The sequence below is a fragment of the Pseudomonas sp. MS15a(2019) genome (genome assembly GCF_013277805.1).
Classification (GTDB): Bacteria; Pseudomonadota; Gammaproteobacteria; order Pseudomonadales; family Pseudomonadaceae; genus Chryseomonas; species Chryseomonas benzopyrenica.
In genome coordinates this window covers 334622-353024 of the sequence record NZ_VBTN01000011.1, presented here as the reverse complement: position 1 = coordinate 353024, position 18403 = coordinate 334622, and the positions used below count along the sequence as shown (strand labels likewise).

The 18403-nt window shown below is 67.5% G+C and carries 18 protein-coding genes; 6 read left to right on the top strand and 12 right to left on the bottom strand.

The annotated features are described in order from the left end of the window. Nucleotides 1-129: 129 nt before the first annotated feature. Nucleotides 130-2877, bottom strand: coding sequence for a DNA polymerase I (gene polA / locus FEZ61_RS18725; protein ID WP_173149951.1), 2748 nt, complete (start codon nucleotides 2875-2877; stop codon nucleotides 130-132). A gap of 111 nt (nucleotides 2878-2988) precedes the next feature. Between polA and FEZ61_RS18720 the strand changes: the two genes are divergently transcribed. Both FEZ61_RS18720 and FEZ61_RS18715 read left to right on the top strand, forming a co-directional pair. Continuing rightward, a complete protein-coding gene (locus FEZ61_RS18720) occupies nucleotides 2989-3279 on the top strand; it encodes a DUF2782 domain-containing protein (RefSeq protein WP_027597317.1) in 291 nt (96 codons plus the stop codon). A gap of 62 nt (nucleotides 3280-3341) precedes the next feature. After that, nucleotides 3342-4295: a homoserine kinase gene (locus FEZ61_RS18715; protein ID WP_173149949.1), complete on the top strand. Its 954-nt coding sequence runs from the start codon at nucleotides 3342-3344 to the stop codon at nucleotides 4293-4295. Nucleotides 4296-4326: 31 nt separating this feature from the next. On the opposite strand, the gene FEZ61_RS18710 is transcribed toward FEZ61_RS18715, so the two are convergent. The 10 genes from FEZ61_RS18710 to FEZ61_RS18665 all read right to left on the bottom strand — a co-directional run bounded on the left by FEZ61_RS18710 (nucleotide 4327) and on the right by FEZ61_RS18665 (nucleotide 13016). Further along, the gene (locus FEZ61_RS18710; RefSeq protein WP_173149947.1) at nucleotides 4327-4659 is read right to left on the bottom strand and encodes a hypothetical protein; all 333 of its coding nucleotides are present in this window, start codon (nucleotides 4657-4659) and stop codon (nucleotides 4327-4329) included. Next, nucleotides 4656-5576 (bottom strand): hypothetical protein, encoded by a 921-nt coding sequence (locus FEZ61_RS18705; protein ID WP_242455194.1) that lies wholly within the window; start codon nucleotides 5574-5576, stop codon nucleotides 4656-4658. Before FEZ61_RS18705 ends, FEZ61_RS18710 begins: the two co-directional genes overlap by 4 nt. Before the next feature lie 23 nt (nucleotides 5577-5599). Further along, nucleotides 5600-6046, bottom strand: coding sequence for a curli fiber surface-exposed nucleator CsgB (locus FEZ61_RS18700; RefSeq protein WP_064309123.1), 447 nt, complete (start codon nucleotides 6044-6046; stop codon nucleotides 5600-5602). A 108-nt stretch (nucleotides 6047-6154) separates the two neighbouring features. Continuing rightward, on the bottom strand, nucleotides 6155-6994 hold the full coding sequence (locus FEZ61_RS18695) for a CsgG/HfaB family protein (protein WP_017641598.1): 840 nt from the start codon (nucleotides 6992-6994) through the stop codon (nucleotides 6155-6157). Nucleotides 6995-7009: 15 nt separating this feature from the next. Then, nucleotides 7010-7417, bottom strand: a complete 408-nt coding sequence (locus tag FEZ61_RS18690) for a curli assembly protein CsgF (RefSeq protein ID WP_017641599.1) — start codon at nucleotides 7415-7417, stop codon at nucleotides 7010-7012. Continuing rightward, nucleotides 7414-7797: a curli production assembly/transport protein CsgE gene (csgE, locus tag FEZ61_RS18685; protein ID WP_017641600.1), complete on the bottom strand. Its 384-nt coding sequence runs from the start codon at nucleotides 7795-7797 to the stop codon at nucleotides 7414-7416. Before csgE ends, FEZ61_RS18690 begins: the two co-directional genes overlap by 4 nt. After that, entirely contained in the window at nucleotides 7794-8414 is a 621-nt protein-coding gene (locus tag FEZ61_RS18680; RefSeq protein WP_231355428.1) for a LuxR C-terminal-related transcriptional regulator, read from the bottom strand. Before FEZ61_RS18680 ends, csgE begins: the two co-directional genes overlap by 4 nt. A 227-nt stretch (nucleotides 8415-8641) precedes the next feature. Continuing rightward, the gene (locus FEZ61_RS18675) at nucleotides 8642-9652 is read right to left on the bottom strand and encodes an SIS domain-containing protein (RefSeq protein ID WP_242455200.1); all 1011 of its coding nucleotides are present in this window, start codon (nucleotides 9650-9652) and stop codon (nucleotides 8642-8644) included. Between the two features lie 114 nt (nucleotides 9653-9766). Then, nucleotides 9767-11170 carry a sigma-54 dependent transcriptional regulator gene (locus FEZ61_RS18670; protein ID WP_173149939.1) on the bottom strand — a complete coding sequence of 468 codons (1404 nt, stop codon included), beginning with the start codon at nucleotides 11168-11170 and terminating at the stop codon, nucleotides 9767-9769. A 31-nt stretch (nucleotides 11171-11201) separates the two neighbouring features. After that, nucleotides 11202-13016: an ATP-binding protein gene (locus tag FEZ61_RS18665; protein ID WP_173149937.1), complete on the bottom strand. Its 1815-nt coding sequence runs from the start codon at nucleotides 13014-13016 to the stop codon at nucleotides 11202-11204. Nucleotides 13017-13212: 196 nt separating this feature from the next. Between FEZ61_RS18665 and FEZ61_RS18660 the strand changes: the two genes are divergently transcribed. The 4 genes from FEZ61_RS18660 (at nucleotide 13213) to FEZ61_RS18645 (ending at nucleotide 15684) form a co-directional block, all read left to right on the top strand. Then, nucleotides 13213-13413 carry a hypothetical protein gene (locus FEZ61_RS18660; protein ID WP_017641605.1) on the top strand — a complete coding sequence of 67 codons (201 nt, stop codon included), beginning with the start codon at nucleotides 13213-13215 and terminating at the stop codon, nucleotides 13411-13413. 71 nt (nucleotides 13414-13484) lie between these two features. Next, a complete protein-coding gene (locus FEZ61_RS18655) occupies nucleotides 13485-13733 on the top strand; it encodes a hypothetical protein (protein ID WP_017641606.1) in 249 nt (82 codons plus the stop codon). 108 nt (nucleotides 13734-13841) lie between these two features. Further along, nucleotides 13842-15173 carry a VOC family protein gene (locus FEZ61_RS18650; RefSeq protein WP_173149935.1) on the top strand — a complete coding sequence of 444 codons (1332 nt, stop codon included), beginning with the start codon at nucleotides 13842-13844 and terminating at the stop codon, nucleotides 15171-15173. A gap of 61 nt (nucleotides 15174-15234) precedes the next feature. Next, nucleotides 15235-15684: an Lrp/AsnC family transcriptional regulator gene (locus FEZ61_RS18645; RefSeq protein WP_173149933.1), complete on the top strand. Its 450-nt coding sequence runs from the start codon at nucleotides 15235-15237 to the stop codon at nucleotides 15682-15684. 23 nt (nucleotides 15685-15707) lie between these two features. On the opposite strand, the gene FEZ61_RS18640 is transcribed toward FEZ61_RS18645, so the two are convergent. Next, nucleotides 15708-18389, bottom strand: coding sequence for a DUF4214 domain-containing protein (locus FEZ61_RS18640; protein ID WP_346342871.1), 2682 nt, complete (start codon nucleotides 18387-18389; stop codon nucleotides 15708-15710). Nucleotides 18390-18403: the final 14 nt, after the last annotated feature.

Sequence of the window (18403 nt, the reverse complement as noted above, 5' to 3'; positions counted from 1 at the left end):
ACCTTCGGCACCCCATCCGCAGGTGGAAAAGGCTGCGCCGTTTTCCACGCTACGGGGCTACCACGACCTGCGGGACCCGTAGGTTGGGCTGAGCCTGCGAAGCCCAACGATCCCAACCTCCAGCGCCCATCAGTGCGCCTCGTCCCAATTGCCACCCACCCCCGACTCCACCAGCAGCGGCACGTCCAGCTCGCCGGCGCCGCTCATCAGCGGTAGCAGGCCCTCGCGCAGACGCTCCACCTGGTCTTCGCGGACCTCCAGCACCAATTCGTCGTGTACCTGCAGGATCACCCGGGCGTCCAGCTCCGGGGTCGACTGCAGCCAGGCGTCCACCGCGATCATGGCGCGCTTGATGATGTCCGCCGCGGTGCCCTGCATGGGCGCGTTGATCGCCGCCCGCTCGGCGGCGCGACGCAGGCCCTGGTTCTTGGAGTGGATGTCCGGCAGGTACAGCCGGCGGCCATAGAGGGTCTCCACATAGCCCTGGTCCACCACCTGGGCGCGGGTGCGCTCCATGTAGGCCAGCACACCGGGATAGCGCTGGAAATAACGATCGATATAGGCCTGGGCCTCGGCCCGGCCAACGCCGATCTGCTTGGCCAGGCCAAAGGCGCTCATGCCGTAGATAAGGCCGAAGTTGATGGCCTTGGCGCGGCGGCGATCCTCGTTGCTGACCTCTTCCAGCGGCACACCCATCACCTCGGCGGCGGTGGCGCGGTGCACGTCCAGGTCGTTCTGGAAGGCGTGCAGCAGCCCTTCGTCCTGAGCCAGGTGGGCCATGATGCGCAACTCGATCTGCGAATAGTCCGCCGCCAGCAGGCGATAGCCCTGGGGCGCGACGAAGGCCTGGCGGATGCGCCGGCCCTCGGCGGTGCGGATCGGGATGTTCTGCAGATTCGGATCGCTGGAAGACAGCCGCCCGGTCGCCGTCACCGCCTGGTGGTAGCTGGTGTGGATGCGCCCGGTGCGCGGATTGATCTGCTGCGGCAGCTTGTCGGTGTAGGTGCTCTTGAGCTTGCTCATCTGCCGGTACTGCATCAGCACCTTGGGCAGCGGGAAGTCCTGGTCGGCCAGTTCCTGCAACACTGCCTCGGCGGTGGAGGGCTGGCCGGAGGCGGTCTTGCTGACCACCGGCAGGCCCAGCTTGACGAAGAGGATCTCGCCCAGCTGCTTGGGTGAACCCAGGTTGAATTCCTGGCCGGCCAGCTCATAGGCCTCCTTTTCCAGGGCGATCATCTTTTCGCCCAGCTCGCGGCTCTGCACCCCGAGCAGCGCCGAATCCACCAGGGCGCCGTTGCGCTCGATGCGCGCCAGTGCCGGCACCAGCGGCATCTCGATGTCGCGCAGCACCGACGCCAGGCCCGGTACGGCTTCCAGCTTGGGCCAGAGCGTCTCGTGCAGGCGCAGGGTGACGTCGGCATCCTCGGCGGCATAGGGCCCGGCCTGCTCGATGGCGATCTGGTCGAAAGTCAGCTGCTTGGCGCCCTTGCCGGCGATGTCCTCGAACCGGATGGTGCTGTGGCCCAGGTACTTGAGCGCCAGGCTGTCCATGTCGTGACGGGTGGCGGTGGCATCCAGCACATAGGATTCGAGCATGGTGTCGAAGGCGATGCCCTGGATGCCGATGTCGTAGCGCGTCAGCACATTGAGGTCGTACTTGCCGTGCTGCATGACCTTGAGCTTTTTGGGATCCTCCAGCAGCGGTTTGAGCGCCGCCAGCACCGGCTCCAGCGCGAGTTGGGTCGGCGCGCCCATGTAGCTGTGGGCCAGGGGCACATAGGCGGCCTGGCCCGGCGCCACGGCGAAGGACAGCCCTACCAGCTCGGCGCGCTGGGAGTCGATGCTGGTGGTCTCGGTGTCGAAGGCGAAGCAGTCGGAGGCCTGCAGCCGCGCCAGCCAGGCGTCGAAATCGGCCTGTTCCAGCACCGTGTCATAGTGGGTTTCCACCTGGGTGGTGGCGGCATCCTCGGCCAGCGGCAGGGGCGCACCCTGGCGTTTGGTGTCGCGGATCAGCTCATCCAGCCAGGACTTGAACTCCAACTCCTGGTAGAGCGCCATCAAGGCTTCCACATGGGGCTCGCCCACTGTGAGCTCGTCGAAGGTCAGCTCCAGCGGCACGTCCAGCTTGATGGTCGCCAGCTGGTAGGACAGGTAGGCCTGCTCGCGATGCTGGTCCAGCTTGGCGGCCAGCGACTTGGCGCCGCGCAGGGGCAGGGCGGCCACGGCGTCGAGGTTGGCGTAGAGGGTATCCAGGCCACCGCCGATGCCATTGAGCAGCCCGGCGGCGGTCTTCTCGCCCACCCCCGGCACCCCAGGAATGTTGTCGATCTTGTCGCCCATCAGCGCCAGGTAGTCGATGATCAGCTCGGGGCCGACGCCGAACTTGGTCCTGACCCCTTCCACGTCCAGCACGCTGCCGCTCATGGTGTTGACCAGGGTGACATAGGGGCAGACCAGTTGGGCCATGTCCTTGTCGCCGGTGGAGATCACCACCGGGCGCTCGGCGCTGGCGCAATGACGGGCGAGGGTGCCGATGACGTCGTCGGCCTCCACCCCTTCGATGGCCAGCAGCGGCAGGCCCAGGGCGCGGATGCAGGCGTGCAGCGGCTCGACCTGGCCGCGCAGGTCGTCGGGCATGGCCGGGCGCTGGGCCTTGTAGTCGGCGAAGAGCGCGTCGCGGAAGGTCGGCCCCTTGGCGTCGAAGACCACCGCGAAGAGGCTGTCCGGATACTGGCGCCGCAACGAGAGCAGCATGTTGAGCACGCCCTTCACCGCGCCGGTCGGCTTGCCGGTGGAGGTCATCAGCGGCGGCAGGGCATGGAAGGCGCGATAGAGATAGGAGGAACCGTCCACCAGGACGAGAGGGGCGTGGCTCATGGTCTAAACCTTTGTCGTGGCGTGTGCGGCGTCTGTCCGGCCAGTCTCGACGACAACTGGGCCGGATTCTAGAATCGACCACTCGCTCCGTTCAAAAGGTCAAAGGTTACCATGGGTGCTCGTCGCTTCCTCTTCGCCGCGTTGCTGCTGGCCCCGCTGGTGCAGGCTGCGGAACCACTGCCGCCGGGGGAAAAGCCCCTGCCTGACGAGATCAAGGTGATCCGCTACCAGGCCGGTGACCAGACCATCGAGGAGACGCGCATCCGCGGCGTGCTGCAGTCCACCCGGGTCATCCCCAAGCACGGCGCGCCCTACGAGCTGGTGCCCGCCGATGGCAGCAGCACCGCCGCCAACGACAAGCCGACCCTGCACGTTCCCAGCTGGCGACTGTTCAGCTGGTAGGCGCAGGGCGCCTGGACCGGTAAACTGCGCGCCGCTCGCACACTCTCCCGCCAGGCCCCGTCATGTCCGTCTTCACGCCCCTCGATCGTCCCACCCTCGAAGCCTTTCTCGCGCCCTATGGCCTGGGCCGGCTGCGGGATTTCCGGGGCATCGCCGAGGGCTCGGAAAACACCAATTACTTCATCAGCCTGGAAGGCGGCGAATTCGTCCTGACCCTGGTGGAGCGCGGTCCGGTGGCGGAAATGCCGTTCTTCATAGAGCTGCTCGACGTCCTCCACGACGCCGACCTGCCGGTGCCCTATGCGGTACGCACCCAGGATGGCCAGGCCCTGCGCCAGCTGGCTGGCAAGCCGGCGCTGCTGCAACCGCGCCTGGCCGGTCGCCACGAGCGTGCGCCCAATCCCCATCACTGCAGCGAAGTCGGCCACCTGCTGGGGCATCTGCACCGGGCCACTGCCGGCGAGCGGCGCATCGAGCGTGCCAGTGATCGTGGCCTGGCCTGGATGCTGGCCGAAGGCGAGCGCCTGGCGCCAAGCCTGGACGCCACGGCCCGGCCGCTGCTGGAGCGCACCCTGGGGGAGATCCGCGAGCTGCTGAGCGAGCAGCCGCCGCTGCCCGAGGCCAATCTGCACGGCGATCTGTTCCGCGACAACGTGATGTTCGATGGTCCGCAGCTGTCCGGCGTCATCGATTTCTACAACGCCAGTTCCGGTTGGATGCTCTATGACCTCGCCATCACGGTGAACGACTGGTGCTCCACCGAGAGCGGCGCGCTGGACCTGCCGCGCGCTCGGGCGCTGCTGGCGGCCTATGCCGCCGATCGCCACTTCACGCCGCGCGAAGCCGAATTGTGGCCGGTGCTCCTGCGCGTCGCCTGCGTGCGCTTCTGGCTGTCCCGGTTGATCGCCGCCCAGGCCTTTGCCGGCCAGGACGTGCTGATTCATGACCCGGCCGAATTCCAGCAGCGCCTGGCGGCGCGCCAGCAGACCCCGCTGGAATTGCCGCTAACCCTGTAGCCACGGTTCCACGTGGAACCTCTGCGCTGAGCTACAGCTGCAACCGCCGCTCGATGGCGGGCTGCGGCTGCCCCTGCCGCTGCCAGCTCAGCCTTGCGTCGATCAGACTGCCGGGCGCGGCGCCCAGGCGCGTGGTGACCGGGCAACCGTCACCCCTGGCCTCGCCGGCCTGACGGGTGCGGGCGACACCGCCGGGGCCCTGCACTTCGACGATGAGTTCATAGCTCAGAGGCGCTTCTTCCCCGGCGAAGCACAGTTCTACCTGAGCGCCCGCCGGTTGCGGCTGTAACTCCAGACGGGCGCTGGCCGCGGCGCCGCCCGCCAGGGGCAGGAGGGCCGCGAGCAGCCAGGCGGCGCGCGTCACCGCTGGTTGATGGTGGCGCTGTTGCCGAAGCCGCTCTGCGAGATCCGCGCGCTGTCGTTGAAGCCGTTGAAGTTGGCCGAGGTCTGCAGGATGCTCGCGCGGTTGCTGTCGCCGACCTGGCTGACGCTGGCCGTGCTGATGGCGCTGGTGACGTCGAGGCGCGCCTCGTTGCCGTTGCCGCTCTGGACGATGCTGGTCTGGTTGCTGTCGCCCTGGACGGTGACGCTGGCCAGGTTGTCGTCGCCGGTGGAGCTGCCGCTGAAGCGATTGCCGCGGCCGGCCTGGTCGACGTTCAGGGTGTTGCGATTGCCGTCCTGGGTAAAGGTCAGTTCGTTGAACTTGCCGGAGGAGAGCACCGTGGCAACGTTGGCCTGGCCGCGCTGGGTCAGCTCCACGGTGTCGACCGAGTAGCCCTGCTGGGTCAGGTCGATGCGGTTGTCGGTGCCGGACTGGGCGAGGGTGGCCGTCACGGCATCGCCGCTCTGGTCGACGCGCACCTGGTTGTTGTCGCCGTTCTGCTCCAGGGTCAGCTGGGCGCTGGAGGCCGACTGGACCAGGGTGCCGCTGTTGCTGCCCATGGAGGTGAGGGTGGCCTGGTTGCCGAAGCCGTCCTGGGTCAGGGTGTGGACGTTGCTGCCGCCCTCCTGGCGCAGGCTCGCCACGTTGCCCTGGGCATAGCCATAGATGTCGCCGCCCTGGGTGATGGTGGCACTGCTGGCGCCGGTCTGGACCACCTTGATCTCGTTGCTTTCGCCCTGCAGCTGATAGAGCGCCGCGCTGTTGCCGGCGCCGCTCTGGTCCAGGGTGATGGTACCGCTGTTGCCATTCTGCTGGACGGTGGCGGTGCTGTTCTGGGCAAGGGCGTTGGCGGCCACGAGGGCCAGCGTCAGGGCGGCCAGGGGCCTGAGTAGAAACATCTGTCTGATCTCCATGAGTGCCATCAGCGGTACTGGCGTACCACCGTGTTCTGGTTGCTTCCGTACTGGACGATGCGGCTGGACAGGCCCGAGCCGTGCTGTTCGATGCGGGCGTTGCCCTGGACGCCAAGTTGCAGGATGTCGGCCTGGTTGCCGCTGCCGACCTGCTCGATGCGCGCGACGTTGCCGTAGCCACCCTGGAGGATGACTGCGCTCAGCTCCGTGCCATCCTGGAGGATGCTGGCTTCCTGGGTGGCGCCACTCTGGGCGATTTGAGCGCGCAGTGCGGTGCCGCGCTGGTCGATGAGCGCCTGGTTGTCTATGCCGAGCTGGCGGATGGCGGCATCCCGCTGGGCCGCCGGTGCCTGACCCAGATCGCCGGTCTCCATGAGATCGGCGGCCGATGCCAGGGCGTTCAGGCCGAGTGCCAGGGCTAGGACCACGGTCAGGCCGCGGGTTGGGCTGCGCATCTCTGTCACCGTCATTGCCTGAGTTTCTCCGCCTGGCATTGTCCGGAGCCGCCTGGCCCATCGCTATCGCTCCAGGGAGCGAATCCCGCGGGCCTCGCGGCTTAATCCCTAGCGCCGGGTCGGCTCCAGGTACTTGGTCAGCGCCGGGTCACGGGGATCGCGACCGTCGGCCACCAGCCACAGCCGGCGCTCCACGCCCTGGGCAACCAGATGGGCGACCGCCGCCTCGATGGCGGAGAGCACGCACAGCTGCGCCGGCTCGTTGGTGGTGTAGCCGGATTCGGCTTCGAGCAGCTTCTTGAATTCGATGAACTTAAAGACGCCGGCCTGGCGCCCGATGGAATAGATGGTCTTGGAAGTCATGACATTGGCCAGCACCCGGCCGCTGCGGGTGTCGATGGCGCGCAGATTGACCGTGACCTGATCCACCCGGTACTCCTCGGACAGGCCGATGCCCAGGTAGCGCGCCCCTTCGCCGCCGCTGCGGACGTTGGTGTCATAGGCCACCACGCCGCCTTCCAGCAGCAGGTTGGCCGCCTGCAGCGACGGCAGCGCCTGCTGCAGATTCTCCGGCAGGTCCGGCTTGTTCTGGGTGGCGCGGATGATCTTGCGTTCGGTCAGCAGGTTCTGCAGACCCTCGCGTTCGAGCACCACGAACCAGCCACTGGCCTGCAGGGCGTCCACCAGCATGCTGCCGGCGCCCTGGGTCACAGCGGTGGAAAAGGAACTGGCCGGATTGGGCTTGTACTGCCCGGTCTGGTCGCGGAAGCCGTAGACGGCGGCCACCAGCGGTCCCTTGGGTGGCGGCAGCGCCAGCAGGTCGTAGTAGGTGGAGGCGCGCGGCGTCAGGGTCGGAGCGGCGTTCTGTTCGGCAGGCATGGGGTCGCGTACGCAGCCGGTCAGGACGAGGGCGGCGGTCAGGGCCGCCGCCAGGGAAAAGGCGTTCATGGCAGGCATCCGTGCTCAGGGTTGGTTGAAGCCGTTGACGGAGATTTCCGAAATCTCCCCGGTCCCGCGGTCGGTGATCTGCACGGTCAGGTTGCCGGAGTCGTCGACGATGTTGACGATGAACTGGTCGGTGGACAGGGTGCCCGAGTTGCCGTCCTTGATGTCGGTCAGCACCTGGGACAGCAGCCGCGATTCCAGCTGGCTGGTGAAGCGCTCCAGGGGCGACTGGCTGCTGGCGCTGCTGCGCAGGTCGGGATCCTTGTGACGATCCTGGGCGGTGGCGTTGTTCAGCAGGTAGGTGCCATTGAGCGGATTGCCGCCGAAGGACGGATTCACCGGCGAGTAGACCAGCTCGGTCGCCAGGGCCGGGGCGACGCCCAGGGTGCAGAGCAGGGGCAGGGCCTTCCAGGCGTGCGCGTTCATAACTCGTCCTTTTCCATGTCGAAAGTGTCCTGCAGCAGGTTTTCCAGGCGGCGGCGGGTGATGCCCTCGTGGACCTGATCCGCGGCGGCGTAGGCGGCATCCTTGAGTTCGCTGTTGTTGGGCGGAATGAACTGCCGATAGAGCAGCCGCTGCTCGTACTCCACCCAGACCAGGCTGCCCCAGCGCGCCGAGGGCCGTTCGCGCACCACCAGGTTGAAGTCCAGGTCGGTGGTGTCGGTGAGGCGGTCGGCGAAGTGGCGATAGAAGTCGTGGCCGAAGCGGGAGATGGTGTTGTCCACCAGCAGTCCCTGAATGATGTCGCCCTCGGCCCGCAGCGGGCCGGCCAGCAACAGCCCGAGCAGCAGCCAGGCGGCTTTCATCCCGGTAGATCCTGCCCGGCATGGAAGCGCAACGCCGCCTCGGCGCGGTTGGCGGCGCCGGTCTTGCGCAAGAGGTTGTGCATGTGGCTCTTGACCGTGTGGGTGCTCAGGCACAGCGCCTCGCCGATGGCGGCGTTGGACAACCCGCGGCCGACCAGCCGGAGGATCTCCCGCTCGCGGCGGGTCAGGCCGTCGGCGGCGATGCTGGGGCGCTCACGAGAGCGGCGCAGCAGGTGGGCCAGGATGGCGCGGGGCAGCCAGTCCTCGCCGGCCAGCAGCGCACCGAGCCCTTGCAGCAACTGGTCGCGGCTGGCCTGGGGGGCGAACACGCCCTGGATGGCGGGAAAGCGCTCGACCCAGGGCAGGGCCTGTTCGACGCTGGCATTGAGAAAGGCCACGGTGACCGCCGGCGCCAGGCCTTCCAGCCAGCGTTCCAGTGACGCCTCGGGCACGCTGCCGAGATCGACCAGCACCAGGCTGGTCTCGCCGGCCGCTTCCAGCTCGCGAGCGCAGCTCAGCTCGATGCCGTGGCGCTCTTCCAGAAAGGGTTTGAGCAATTCCGCCAGGAGGACGTTTCTCGTCGTCAGGCAGACCTTGCTCGCAGGTATCGCGCGCATGTCCATATGGGCTGTCTCATCATCCGTTGCGCGCACGCTGAGACAAATCGCCGGGAGCGACAAGAAAAAATTGACCGATTTCCAGCGACTTACCGGCTCTGTGGACCGCTTGGCAGATTGCCCGTCGATCAGCCGACGGCAGCTAGCTCCAAAGACTTAGCTCTCTGGATGGAGCGGGAAATCCAGGCGCTCCGAAGGCGGCAGCGCCTGGACGCTCGAGCGCGGCCTCAGCGGGTGAGGGTGACCTTGCGCAGATGGCGCGGCTGGTCCGGATCCTGCCCGCGGGCTTCGGCCAGCAGCGCAGCCATGCGATAGAAGCTTTGGATCGCCAGCAGGCCGTCCAGGTCCGGATGGCCGGCGACGGCGAGGGGCAGATCGCGCTCGGCGACCTCGTCCGGGGCGGCCAGCAGCACCCGGGCGCCGCGGCCGCGAAGGTCCCGCGCCAGTTGCAGCAAGCCGGCCTGCTCGGGGCCACGCAGGGCAAAGATCAGCAGCGGATAGCCACGTTCCACCAGTGCCAGGGGGCCGTGCTGCAATTCGGCGCCGCTGAAGGCCTCACCCTGCAGCGCTGAGGTTTCCTTGAGCTTGAGCGCGGCCTCCTGGGCGATGGCGAAACCGGGTCCGCGACCGACCACCATGCAGCGTTCGGCGTCGCGCAGTACCGGCAGCGCCGGCGCCCAGCTCAGCTCGGCCGCGCGATCCAGCGCCGCGGGCAAGGCGGCGCCGGCGGCGAGCAGGATCTCGTCCTGCTGCCAGTGGGCGATCAGCCGGGCCGCGGCGGCCAGGGTGGCGATGAAACTCTTGGTGGCGGCGACGCTGTGTTCGGGACCGGCCTGCACGCCGATGGCGTGGCGACAGGCCAGGGCCAGGGGCGAGTCGATCTCGTTGACCAGGGCCGCGGTGCGGGCGCCGTAGCGATCCAGCGCCGAAAGGGTCTCGATCAGATCGGGACTGCGTCCGGATTGGGAAAAGCCCAGGGCGAGCTGCCCTTCGACGCGCAGCGGCGCCTGGCGCAGGGTCACCAGCGACGGCGGCAGCGACAGCACCGGCAGCCCCAGGTGGGCCATGGCCAGGTAGGCGAAATAGCTGGCCGCATGGTCCGAACTGCCACGCGCCACGGTCAGCGCCAGCTGCGGCGGCTGGGCTCTGAGGTCGTCGGCCAGAGCCGCCAGGGCCTGGTCGATGGTCGCCAGTTGGCGAGCGACCGCCGCACCGCTAGCGGCGGCCTCTGCGAGCATGAGCGAGGTCAAGAGGGTCTCCTTGCGCGAACGCCTGTTACACGACGTCTGTTGCATGACGCCTGAGTCCCTTACTCTGCCACTCCCGGTCAGGCGCGACCAGCCGACCTTGGCCTAGTCGCCTTCGTCCGCCGCACCGCCGGTGAATTGCAGGTCATGCTTGCGCAGCTTGTCGGACAGCGTCTTGCGCGGCAGGCCCAGGGCTTCGGCCAGGCTGCGCAGGGAGGCGTGGGGCCGGGCCAGTTCGCGCTGAATGAGTTCGCGCTCGAAGGCCTCGACCTGCTCGCCCAGCCCGGCGGCCAGGGCGGCCACGGGCGGCGCCGCCATGGGCGCCAGGGGCGCATAGGCGCTGTTGTCCAGGGCCAGCTCCAGGCCCAGGGCGAAGCGCTCGGCGGCGTTCTGCAGTTCGCGTACGTTGCCCGGCCAGCTGTGGGCGATCAGCGCCGCGCGCTGCTCGGCATCGGCCTCGCGCACCGGCGTGCCATGGCGCTCGGCGGCGGCCAGGGCGAAGTGGCGGAACAGGGGCAGAATGTCCTCGCTGCGCTCGCGCAGGGCGGGGATGCGCAGGGTGGCGACATTGAGCCGGTAGTAGAGGTCGGCACGGAAGCGGCCCTGGTCGGCAGCCTGGCGCAGGTCTTCCTTGGTGGCGGCGACCACCCGGATATCCAGCGGGATCTGCTGGTTGGAACCGAGGCGCTCGACCTTGCGCTCCTGCAACAGGCGCAGCAGCTTGACCTGGACATCCAGGCTCATGCTCTCGATCTCGTCGAGAAAGAGGGTGCCACCGCTGGCGTATTCGAACTTGCCGATGCGGCGCTTTTGGGCGCCGGTGAAGGCGCCCTGTTCATGGCCGAAGAGTTCGCTTTCCACCACGGATTCGGCGAGGGCACCGGCGTTGATGGCGACGAAGGGGCCGTCACGGCGATTCGACAGGTCGTGCAGCGCGCGCGCCACCACCTCCTTGCCAGCACCGGTCTCGCCGTGGATCAGCACATCGGCCTGGGTCGCGGCGAGGGCGCCGATCTGGTCGCGCAGCCGGGCCATGCCCGGGGTCTGGCCGATCAGCCGGGTCTGCAGTTCATGGCGCTCGGCCAGGGCCAGGCGCAGGCTGCGGTTCTCCAGCACCAGATGGCGGGCGCCCAAGGCGCGGCGCACGCTGTCGATCAGGGCGTCGTTGGCGAAGGGCTTTTCCAGGAAGTCATAGGCGCCGGCGCGCATGGCCTGCACCGCCAGGGGCACGTCGCCATGGCCGGTGATCAGCACCACCGGCAATTCGGCGTCGCGCTGGTGCAACTGGGCCAGCAACTCCAGGCCATCGATGCCAGGCATGCGGATATCGCTGACCACCACCCCGGGCCAATCGCGCACGGCCGCCAGCTCCAGGTCCCGGGCATCGGCCAGGGTCGTCACCTTGAAGCCGGCCAGGTCCAGGGTCTGGCTCAGTGCCAGGCGCAGGTGGGCGTCGTCGTCGATCAGCAGGATCTGGCTGGCGGGATCGAAGGGGGGCAGGGCACTCATGACAAAGACCTAAGGTAGAGGGGCTTGGCGATCATCCGCGGACTTCTTCCTGGGGCACCGAGGCGACCCCCGGCTTGCCGTGCTGCAGGTAGAGGCGTACCTCGGCCCCGCCCTCGGCGTGGTTGGACAGGTGCAGGTGGCCACCCAGGGTCCGCAACAGGTTATCGCAGATCGCCAGGCCCAGGCCGAGCCCCTGGGCGGTGGCCTTGGTGGTGAAGAAGGGTTCGTGGGCACGGGCCAGGGCTTCGCTGGAAAAGCCCGGACCGTTGTCTCTCAGGATCAGGGTCACACCGCGCTCATCGAGGCTGGTGGTCAGCCACAGTCGGCGGGTGCTGGTCTTTTCCGCCAGGGCGTCGAGGGCATTGCTCAGCAGATTGCTGATGATCTGCCGCAGGCGGGTTTCGCCGGCCTGCACCCACAGCGGCGCATCGGGCAGGTCGCGGATCAGCTCCACCTGCATGGCCCGGCGCCGCGCGGCGACCAGCGCCAGGGCGTCTTCCAGAGCGCCCTGCAGGACCACGCTCTCCGGTGCGCGGCGGGCACCGCGGGCATAGGCCTTGAGGTGGGCGATGATGTTGGCCATCCGCGTGGTCAGCTCGCCGATCAGCTTGAGATTGCCACGGGCGTCGTCCAGGCGATCGTGGTCGAGCAGCACGACGGCGTTTTCCGTGTAGCTGCGAATGGCCGCCAGTGGCTGGTTGAGTTCGTGGCTGATGCTGGCCGACATGGTCCCCAGCGCCGACAGCTTGCCCGCCTGCACGGCTTCGTCCTGGGCGCGCATGAGTTCGCGCTGGGCCTGTTCGCGGTCGTGGACCTCCTGTTGCAGCCGGGCGTTGAGCGTCTGCAGGTCGCGGGTGCGTTCCTCCACGCTCAGCTCCAGGTCGCGCTTGGCGCGGGCATCCAGTGCCAGGCGCTCGATGAAATGGCGCCGCCGCAGGGTCATGACCACCAGCAACAGCAGCAGCGCCAGCAGGGTCGCCGCGCCGACGTAGAGCGCACTGCGCACCTGGCGCTCGACCATCTCCCGTGGTGCCAGGATCCGGGCGGTCCAGCCCACCTCGTCGAGGTTGCGGGTCTGGGTCAGCCAGTCGCCAGGCACCAGGGTCAGGGGGGCGGGATTGGTGGTGGGGTAGGGCCGGTTGGCATTGACCTGCTCGCGCTGGCGCTCGTCCAGCGGATGGGTGGCGCGAAAGCGCCAGGCATCGTGTGAGGTAAGGATGACCACGCCCAGGTCATCGGTCACCAGCAGTTGTTCGGGGGCGTTGCCCCAAAGCCGCTCCGCGCTGTCCAGATCGACCTTGACCACCACCACGCCAATGGCCCGCGCGCCGTCGCGCACGGCGGCGGCAAAGTAGTAGCCGCGCTTGCTGGAGGTGGTGCCGAGACCGAAGAAGCGCCCCGGCTGGCCTTGCATGGCCGCCTTGTAATAGGGCCGGAAGGAAAAGTCGCGACCGACGAAGCTGTCTGGCTGGCGATAGTTGGAACTGGACAGGCAGGTGCCGTCATCCTGCATCAGGTAGATGACATCGGCCCCGGTCCGCTGGCGGATGTCTTCCAGCATCTGGCTGGCGGCGTCCTGGGCGCTGCCGTCGCCTTGTCCTTCCAGGGCATGGCGCAGCACCGGCAGATCGCCCAACAGGTCCGGCAGCACCTCGTAGCGCCGCAGGGTGCCCAGCAGGTTGGCGACATAGAGGTCCAGCGTCTGGCCGTTCTGCTCGGCCAGTTGCGCCTCGTAATAGTGCTGGGCCGCATAGCGCAGCGGAATCAGCAGCAGCGTCAGACCCAGGGCCAAGAGCAGCAGACTGCTCCAGCGGGGGCGCTTGGGAAGGTGAGGACTCTTGGGCATGCGCGGCTACTGTAGGGGGCGTCCCGGCATTATGCCCAAGCCGGCCCCTGGCGAAGAGCTCGCCAGACTGTTAACGCCTTGGCAGTCGACTGAAATATTTTGTTACCGATAACCCTGGCTGTGGAAAGGGACACGGTTTTGCCGGGCGAAAGGCGGCTAACTGAGGCTGCAATCAGCCACCGAAGGAGTGACTTCCATGAAAAGCACCACCCTCTGCCTGACCCTCGCCGGCCTGCTGGCCACCTCTGCCGCCTTCGCCCAGACGGCGCCCACCGACTCGGCCACGCCGCCTGCCGCGACCAGCAGCAGCCCGGCCAAGACCGGCAAACAGGCCACCACCCACCACAAGAAGGTGGCCCACAAGAAGGCCCACAAGGCCAGCACCAGCGGCAGCTGATCCACGGCGCGGCACCTCCCTGCGCGGGAGGTGCCTAAAGGGGAGTGAATCCGTCCAGAGGAGTCCTCCCCATGCGCAAGTCCCTGTTGCTTCCCACTTTGATCCTGGGTCTTGGCCTGTCCGGTGCCGTCCTGGCCCAGACCAGTCCGACCAATCCCCCGGCCACTCCCGCGCGGCCCGATCCCACCAGCAGCCATGGCATGGAAAAGGCGCCCAGTACCGGTGTCGGTGCGGCCGACAATGGCTCCAGCAGCGGTTCGGGCAGTGATACCGGCACCGACCACGTGAAGAAGCCGAAGACCCAGCACAAGGATCACTAAGGCATCCCGCCCATTCCCCCGGGGAATGATCCAATGAGCAAAGATCGCTTGAGCAGCCCGCGTGGGCATGTCGAAATCGGCTTCTAGCCTGAGCCAGGAGCCGCTCCCATGACCGCCGCGCCGCTGCTTTCCCCGGACCTGATCCGCACCCGCTTTTCCCAGGCCATGTCGGCGATGTACCGCCAGGAGGTGCCCCAGTACGGCACCCTGCTGGAACTGGTCGCCGAGGTGAACGCTGACCAGCCGGGCTTCGCCGGGGATTCCGCGGAGCGTTTGGATCTGGAGCGCCACGGTGCCATCCGCGTCGGCACCGCCGCCGAACTGGCCACCCTGCGCCGCCTGTTCGCCGTGATGGGCATGCAGCCGGTCGGCTACTACGACCTCAGCGTGGCCGGGGTACCGGTGCATTCCACCGCCTTCCGTCCGGTAGCGCCGGCCGCCCTGCAGATCAATCCGTTTCGCGTCTTCACCTCGCTGCTGCGCCTGGAGCTGATCGAAGACGCCGAGCTGCGCCAGTTGGCCGAAAAGGTCCTGCACGAGCGCCGCATCTTCACCCCGGGCGCGCTGGAGCTGATCGAGCGCGCCGAGGCGCAGGGTGGTCTCACCGACGCGGAAGCCGCTGCCTTCGTCCAGGAAGCCCTGGAGACCTTTCGCTGGCACCGCGAGGCCAATGTCGACGCCAACCTCTATCAGCGCCTGCACGATGCCCATCGGCTGATCGCCGACGTGGTCTGCTTCAAGGGTCCGCACATCAACCACCTGACCCCGCGCACCCTCGACATCGACGCCGTCCAGGCCCGGATGCCCGCCCGTGGTATCGCGCCCAAGGAAACCATCGAGGGCCCGCCCCGCCGCCAGTGCCCCATCCTGCTGCGGCAGACCAGCTTCAAGGCGCTGGAAGAACCCATCCTCTTCCAGGGCGAGGTCCAGGGCTCGCACACGGCGCGCTTCGGCGAGATCGAGCAGCGCGGCATAGCCCTCACCCCGGCCGGTCGCCAGCGCTACGACGAACTCCTGCAGGAGGTCCGCCAGCGCAGCAAGGCGGCTGGCAGTGACTACGCAACGGTATTGGCCGAGGTGTTCCAGGCGCTGCCCGACAACTGGGACGAGCTGCGCCGCCAGGGCCTGGCCTGGTTCCGCTATCGCGCTGTGGCCGGCAGCCAAGCGGCTAGCGATAGCCGCGATCCCGACGCCCTGATCGCCGCCGGCCAGCTCCTCGCCGATCCCATCACCTACGAAGACTTCCTGCCGGTCAGCGCCGCGGGCATCTTCCAGTCCAACCTGGGCGCCGGCAGCCAGCAGGAATACCAGAGCGGCGGCAATCGCGCCGCCTTCGAAGCCGCCCTGGGCGCGCCAGTGCTCGACGAGATGGCGCTGTACGAACGCCAGCAGCAGGAATCCCTGGACACCGCCCTGGCTGCCCTCGGCCGCCCCGCCTAGAATGGCGGCTCCCGCGTCGGCGGCCCCTGGCCCCGACGCCCGCCCCCGGCAGGCAGCCACGATGTTCACCAAACTCGATCCGACCGACTGGCAGCTCATCTACCTGCTGCAACAGAACGCCCGCGCCTCCAACGCCACCCTGGCCCGCCAGCTGGGCCTGGCGCGCACCACCGTGGTCACCCGCCTCGCGCGCCTGGAGCGTGACGGCATCATCCAAGGCTATGGCCTGCGCCTGGGCTCGGAACTGGAACAGGCCGCCGTGCGCGCCTACTGCGCCATCAGTGTCCTGCCGCGCAGCACCGCCGGCGTCATCCGCGCCCTGGAAAAGATGGTCGAGGTCGAGGAAGTCTCCTCGGTCAGCGGCCAGTTCGACTACCTGGCCTTCCTGCGCTGCACCACCCACGAAAAGCTCGACGAACTGCTCGACCGCATCGGCAACCTCGACGGAGTCAAGCAGACCCAGACGTCGATTATCCTGAATCGGAAGATCGATCGGCGTCGTTCGACCTAGGCGAGCGCTCCTATTCCTGCCGCCTAACCTGCCACGCCGGTCGAAAGCGGCTCCTGTCCGATCAGCACGATGCCGGGTGAGCCGATGGCGGTTGCATCGCCGTTTTGAGCGAAGGCCCCATCCCTGCCAAGCGCTGCGCCGACATAGGTGGGGTGGGTCGTCGACAGACCATCCCAGACCGCCGAGGCGCCAGCGCCGACACCATAGGCCGCACCTGCGTGCTGACCGTCCTTGAACGTTGCACCGCTACCAGCGGAGGCCGTCGTGATCAGGGTTCCATCACTGGCAAGCACCGCGGTCAGGTCATAGTTGAAGGCCGCCGCGACGTTGCCCAGCTTGTCGAACAGCACCACGGCATCCTCCTTGCCGAGGCCGGGCCCGTCGACGCTGACCACTGGGGTAGCACCGCTCAAGCCCCATGCCGTCTTGAACGCGTTCAGGTTCGCCGCAGCCACATCGGCGACCACCAGGGTCGCACCGGCGGCGAGAACGACATTGCCGTCGAGCGTGACCGCCGAAGAGAACTGACCGGCTTCGTCCGTCATGCGCCAGCCGCTGAGATCGATGCTGGTCGAGCCGTAGTTGTACAGCTCGAAGAAATCGCCGCCCTTGGCGTTGGAATTGACCTCGGTGATCAGCAGGCTGTAGTGCGGCCTGGCGGCAGTCGCGAAGCTGAGGTCCATAGCGGCCACGGCATTGCCCGCATGATCGACGACCGCACCCGCCTGTACCTCCAGGTGGTAGCTGCTGCTCGCCTGCAACCTGTCCGTCGGGGTCAGGTTGAGGACGTTGAAGTCGACCGCGACGCCCGGATCTCCCACTTTGAACACCTGAACCACGGTGCCGGCCTGGTCCACCAGTTGGATGCTGCCGCTGCCCAGCGCGATGCCTTCATCGAACGTCAGACTGATGCGGCTCCCGGTGGGGACATCCTGCGCGTCCAGCGCTGGACTGCTGGCCACCAGGACGGGAGCGGCAAGGTCCACGGTCGGCATACCCAACGAGATCAGGTTGCCCTGGAAGTGCTGCTGCGCCGGGGCGAGGTCCTTGGACACCTGCGTCTGCCCTTGCCACAGGGTATCGCCGTTGTCCTGCAGCAGTAGGATCTCGGTGCCCGGTTTGACGCTGGCGGGGGACGCGATGGACTCGAAACTGCCTCCGGTGGCGGCCAGCAAGGCATCCAGATCGTTGTCGAGCTCGATGGGCGCGCGGGTCGGGTCACCGCTCCAGGTGAACAGGCGGAAATCATGGGTGACCGCGGCGGAGGCGCCGCCGGAAGGACCGGCCAGAATCAGGTAGCCACTGCCATCCAGGGCCCGGTCAATGGAACGAATACCCCGCCCGCCCAGATTCAGCTCGATTGCTTCAAAGGTAGGCGTGATGTTGTTGTCGGTCAGCACGGCCTGATAATTGGTCACGGCCACCAGCAACGCCTTGTCGCGCGATCCGGTATCCAGCTGCGGTGCGCGAAAACCCAGCCAGAGCTGGCTGTCATCGGGGGAAGTGGTCAGGCCTTCGATGGAGAAGCCGTTGACGTTCTCGGGGGCGATACCGGCAGCGGAGGAGACCTTCAGGCCATAGTAGCCCGCCGGCTTGCCGCTGCTGCCACTGGCGTCCCAGGCATCGAGCGCCGCGACCAGGCCCTTGTAGGTCTGGATGCTTGCCGTATCGAACACCGGTTTGCCTTGGGCGTCGGTGGTCAGCTTCACGGCCAGGATGGCTTCGCGTCCCGGCGCCTCCTTGCCGCTCTTGCTGTTGCTGTGCGAACCGGTGAGATACAGGGTGCCCTCGGTACCGAGGGTGCCGGTAAAGGTCATGGCCTCGAAATCCAGTTCGTCGGTCAGACCCAGCACGCCGCCGTAGTCGAATTCGTCGAGCGCCTGGCCACCCTCCCGGTCGTAGACCCTGAGCACATTGCCCTCATCATCGCCCACGATGAGGTATTGGCCCCAGCTTATGACTCCAGACGCATCCGAGGCACCGGCTTGGGTGCCTGCCTCCGGCGTGAAGGTGAAGACGCTGGGCTGAGGCTCGATAGGCGCGGGGGAGGGTACGGCATTGTCGATCAGACGCTCGGTCGTACGGGTGACCAGCTCGGTCAGGGACTGTTCCCCCTGTTGCGCCAGGATGTCGTTCAACTCGGTCAGGGTCGGTGATTCGCCACTGACACCTTGATAGGCAAGGGTCAGTTGCGCCTTGGCCAGCGCATGGGGCTGACCTTCCGGCGAACCCGCCAGTGCCGCCAGCACCTCCGCACGGCTGGTGCCGGCGGCCAATTGCTGGGTCCAGAACTGCAGGCCGTCCGCATCGGCGGGCCGCCCCAGGGCATTCTCATAGGCAGTGGTCAAAAACGCCGTTGCGGAGCCGGCGGCCACCGTTGCGAATTCCGGCGACTGCAGGAACGCCTGCTGGATGTCCTCCAGCGTCGTGCCGTTCTGCAATGCCTGGGTCCAGTACTGTAGCCCCTCGGTATCCGGTAGCCGGCCAAAGCTGCTCAGGTAGAGGGCGACAACAGGGACCATGCCAGTGGCCGCTTCGGTCGAGAGCGAAAGGCCGGTGGCTACCTGGGCAAGGCTGGCATTGCCCAGCTCGACCTGCGCGGTCCAGTACTCGAGTCCGGCGTCATCCGGGGTGCGGCCGAGAATGCTCTGGTAGTAGGCGCTGATGGCTTCGCGAGTAGTGGGCATGGCGCAGGTCCGTCTGATGAAAAGGAGAGACG